This is a genomic window from Streptomyces sp. NPDC050732 (genome assembly GCF_040654255.1).
Taxonomy (GTDB): domain Bacteria; phylum Actinomycetota; class Actinomycetes; order Streptomycetales; family Streptomycetaceae; genus Streptomyces.
This window is the reverse complement of the sequence record NZ_JBFAHP010000046.1, coordinates 1-4,602: the sequence shown is the minus strand read 5'-3', so window position 1 is coordinate 4,602 and position 4,602 is coordinate 1. Positions and strand designations below refer to the sequence as shown.

Here is a 4,602-nt window from a genome sequence, read left to right as displayed (position 1 = left end):
CCGGACCTTTCCCGACAGCGCCCCGCAACCCCCAGGCGGGCCGCACCGCCGGACTTTCCCCGACGGCACCCCGCAACCCCCGGGCGAACCGCACCACCGGGCATTTCCCGACGGCACCCCGCAACCCCCGGGCGGGCCGCACCGCCGGACCTTTCCCGACAGCGCCCCGCAACCCCCAGGCGGGCCGCACCGCCGGACTTTCCCCGACGGCACCCCGCAACCCCCGGGCGAACCGCACCGCCGGACCTTTCCCGACGGCACCCAGCAATCCCCGGGCGGCACGCACGGCCCGACGTCCGGATCCGGGGCCGTCCCCCCGCCCGAAGACGAGACGACCAGCCCCGCACCCAGGCAGAGGACCGCCCCGACACCCAGCGGCAACACCGGCTACACACCCGAGGAGCAGACCGGCCCGACGGCCGGAGAGGGGGCCGGCTCCACACCCGGAGACAAGACCACCCCCGCATACGGGGAAGTGGCCGACCCGACACCCGGAGACAACACCAGACCCCCGCCCGGGGAAGAGGCCGACCACGCGCCCCCCTCCGCAGCCGGCGACGCCCCCGACCACGAAGCCCTCCACCTCTACCTCTACGCCCTCGCCCGTACCCACGAGGTGAACGAGCGGTGGCAGGGCGCCTTTGGCGTGTATCGGGAGATGGACGAGGGGTGGGCCGATGTCGGGGTGCGGCGGCGGTATGTGTGGGCGCGTGTCGAGGAGGCGGGGGCCGAAGGGGTCGAGGACTGGCGGCGGGTCGTCGAGGCGTACGCGGCGTTGGAGCGGGAGGGCGTGCCGGGCGTGGACGTCGCCGCGCGGGGCCGGTACGCGCGTGTGCGGGCCGCCGAGGCCGAGGGGGACTGGGCCGGGGTGGCCGCCGAGGCCGACGCGCTGGGGGCCGAAAGGGACGCGCCCGCCGTCGCCGCCTACGCCCGCGGCCGCCTCGCCGACGCGCACCAGGAGTGGCAGCGGGCCGCCGACGCCTTCCGGCAGTGCCCGGGGCACCGGGACGCCGATGCCCATCTGGCGTACGCGGAGGGCCGGTTGCTGGAGGCGGCGGGGCGGTGGAGCGCCGCCGTCGCCGCGTACGAGCGGGCGGGCGGCGCGCTCGACCGGGCGGACGTGCGGTGCCGCAGGCTGCGGCGGCTCGTCGGGTTGCTGCCCTGGGCGGACGGGCTGACCGGCGCTCCCCTGGTCGCCGACCCGTTCGCGGTGCGGGACCAGGCGTTCCCGTACCTGGCGCTGCGGGACGCGGGTGTCGACCCCGGCGCCTCCATGGACATCGTGAAGAACGCCTCGTACGCCCTTCTGGAGCGCGGCTCCATGTCGTGGCACGAGCGGGTCGCCCTGGAGCGGCTGCGGCTGCCGGGGCGGCGGCTGCAGCTCGACGCGCTGCTCTACCGGTGGCACTCCCCCGCCGCGCTGCGCGACGCGCTGGCCGGGCTGTCGCCGGACGACGGGCCCGGCCTCCTCGCCGCCCTGTGCGAGCGGTCCCCGCAGGACGCCCCGCTGCTGCTCCTGCTCGCCAGGGACCGGGAGGCGGCCGTCGCGGAGTGGGAGCGGCGGCTGACGGCGGCGCCCGGCGACATGGCCGTGCTGCACGGGCTCGCCGCGGCCCGGCTGTGGCAGGCGCAGGAGCTGGAGCAGAGCGGGGCGTGGGAACACGCGGTGCACGCCTGGGAGTCGGCGCTCGCGTACTGGGCGACGCTGCTCAGCGACGACGAGTACTGGGACGGCTGGCGGGCCGAGCGCGCCGCCGCCTACGAACGCGACGTGACGCACGACGACATGGCGTCGCTGCGCTGGGAGCTGAGCCAGCACCTCTTCGGGCAGCTGTCGGCGTACGAACAGCGGCACACCGAGCAGGGCCGACCCCAACAGGCCGCCGACTACCAGGCGTTGGCTGCCCTCCTGGAGTCGGAGCTGGGCGGCGCGCGGGTCCTCAAGGACGTGGGGGGCCTGCCGTCCGTGCCGGGCGCGGGCGCCACGCTGGCGTGCGGGCCGCGCTATCTGCGGCTGCTGCGCCTCCAGGAGCCGCTCGCGGAGCTCGCCGCCGGGCTCGACGCGGCCGCCCAGCAGGGCAAGGACCCGGGCGAGTACGCGGTACGCGAACTGCGCTGGGCCTTCTCGGAGTTGGCGCCGGGCTTCGCGCTGTCGGAGGTGCGGAAGTTCGAGGCGGCGCTGCGCTCGCTGCCCGCCTTCCGCACCCTGACCACGCTGCCGGAGGACTGCGCCGGGCCCGCGTCGCGGTCCGCGCACACCGATGAGTGCGCACACTGCCGGGACTTCCTGCGGCGCAACCCCGCGTACGTACGGCTGCCGCGCCGGCACGCCCGGCTCCTCCAGGACGGCGTCGAGCTCGCCGTGCACGTCCGGCTCGCCCTCGCGAGGACGGCCCTGACACGCGGCGACGGCGGGCTCGACGAGGCGTTGACGCACTGGCGCGAGCTGGTGAAGGTGTCCCGCAACGCCGGGATGCAGGCCCGCTCCAAGAAGGCCGTGATCCGTACGGTGCTCGGCCGGGTCGAGGCACTCGCCGACGAGGACGGCGTGCAGCTCGGCGACTGCCTCGACGAGGCCGTCACGCTCGTCGAGTCGGCGCTCACCGTCCTGCACCCGCTCGACCGCGAGCTGCTCAGCCAACTGCACGCGAAACTCTCCGCGTTGCTGTCCATGCGCGGGGTGTGGCGCGGCTACACCCGCACCAAGCACGGCATGCGCTCCGACATGCACGGCGCGGAGGCCGATCTGCGCCGCGCCCTCGCCCTCAACCCGGAGTCGAGCCACGCCCGCGACAACCTCGCGCGGGCCTTCGTCTTCACGCTCGACGAGCGGACGTACGACGTGCCCGCACGCCTGAAGCTGCTGCACGAGGCGCTCGGCCTCCTCGACGTGGGCCTCGGCCAGGCGCTGACGCACCGGTACCGCGAGACGCTCGGCGAGGCCCTCGACGAGATGGAGAAGCTGCTCACCCGGCACCTCGGCGTCGCCGGCATGGGCGCCCTGATCCGCAGCGACGGCCAGGAGGCGCCGCCCGACGACAACGACCTGGCGTCGTGGGCGGCCGAGCTGACCGACCGGGCCGAGCGGGCGCTGCGCGGCGGCGACATCCTGTGGGCCCTGCACCATCTCATCCGCGCCACCCGCGCGGAGCCCACCGACAGCAGGATCAGACGGGCCCTGCTCGACGCCGTGCACCGCTGGCTCGCCGAACTCACACCGGACACGAAGCCGCTTGAGAACGAAGAAGGAGGCAGCGTCGCGTGATCGAGGACCCTTCCGCCGACGGGGGCGGACCCTCTCCCTACGAAGTGCTCGCCCCGGTGGGCGTGACTCCCTGGACGTCCCACAAGGACATGCGGGACGTCTCCTTCGAGCTGCTGGCCCGGCATCTGATGACGCCGGTCACCCAGCAGGCGTGGGACGAGCTGCGCGGTGTGCGCCGCAGACTGCTCGTCGACCTGTTCCTGTACGACGTGGACCCGGCCGCCGAACTCCCTCTGGCCCTGGGCGACATCGACCGCGCGCTCGCCGCCGAACCGGCCGCGCCGCCGCAGGACGCGGTGCGCCTCACGGACGAGCTGATCGACCTGATCCGGTTCGATGTCTGACCCGACGGCCCGGCTCGCCTACGAGCACGCCCGCGACCTGGCCGCCCGTGACGCCGCTCACCGCGCGCTCACCGAACGGCTGTTGCTGCGCTGCGCCGACGCCCTCGACTCCTTCGACCGGCTCCTCGCCGACGGCGCGGCGAGCGATGTGGAGACGTACCGCGGGAGCCTGGCGCTGATCGCCGGACAACTGGAGAGGGACCTGGCGGAGGAGGGGCTCGAACGCGTCGGGCGCGTCGGTGAACCGGCCGAACCGGCCACGCACCACATCGTCGAGGTGCGCGCCGCGCCGCCCGGAGCCGCGGGCGACGAGGTCCTGGAGATTCTGCGGCGCGGATATCGGTACCGGGGGCACGTGCTGCGTGCCGCCCGGGTGGTGGTCGCCGTCGACGGCGGCACGGAGCAAGGGACGGAGCGGGAATGAAGGCCATCGGTATCGATCTCGGCACCACGAACAGCGCGGTCGCCGCCCACGATCCGCACCGCGCGGGCATCGCGGTGCTCACCAACAGCAAGGGCGAGCGGCTCACGCCGTCCGTGGTCGGCGTCATGCACCGCGACGGCAAGGACCAGCCGCTGGTCGGCGAGGACGCGCTGAACTGGGCGGTCAGGCAGCCCAAGGAGACCGTCGTGTCCGTGAAGCGCCTGATGGGCAGGGACTTCGCCGACGCGTCGGTGGCGCGGGCGCGCGACCGGATGAGCTACGAGATCGTGGCGGGCCCCGACGACGACCCGCGGGCGTACGTGCTGCTCGGCGGGCGCGCCCGCACCCCCGCGGAGATCTCCAGCGTGATCCTGGACAGGCTGGTCAGGGACGCCTCGCGGGTCCTCGGCGAGCCCGTGACGCACGCCGTGATCACCGTGCCCGCCTACTTCCGGGACGCGCAGCGGGCGGCCACGCGCGAGGCCGCGGAGAAGGCGGGCCTGGTGGTGAAGAAGATCGTCGACGAGCCGACGGCGGCCGCGGTCGCCTTCGGCCTGCACAAGCCGGGC

Annotated in this window: 4 protein-coding genes; all 4 read left to right on the top strand. The window is 74.8% G+C overall.

From position 1 onward, the window contains the following. Positions 1-475: 475 nt before the first annotated feature. A complete protein-coding gene (locus tag AB0H82_RS32075; RefSeq protein WP_362999020.1) occupies positions 476-3,265 on the top strand; it encodes a hypothetical protein in 2,790 nt (929 codons plus the stop codon). Beyond that, positions 3,262-3,609 (top strand): hypothetical protein, encoded by a 348-nt coding sequence (locus AB0H82_RS32070; protein WP_362999018.1) that lies wholly within the window; start codon positions 3,262-3,264, stop codon positions 3,607-3,609. Before AB0H82_RS32075 ends, AB0H82_RS32070 begins: the two co-directional genes overlap by 4 nt. Continuing rightward, entirely contained in the window at positions 3,602-4,033 is a 432-nt protein-coding gene (gene grpE, locus AB0H82_RS32065) for a nucleotide exchange factor GrpE (protein ID WP_362999016.1), read from the top strand. Before AB0H82_RS32070 ends, grpE begins: the two co-directional genes overlap by 8 nt. After that, positions 4,030-4,602 (top strand): Hsp70 family protein (locus AB0H82_RS32060; protein ID WP_362999014.1); only part of this gene is annotated, 573 nt, incomplete at its 3' end. The genes grpE and AB0H82_RS32060, both read left to right, overlap by 4 nt.

Bases quoted from the DNA above. Each gene is read 5' to 3' on its own strand.
- grpE (WP_362999016.1), top strand. From the start codon at position 3,602: ATGTCTGACCCGACGGCCCGGCTCGCCTACGAGCACGCCCGCGACCTG.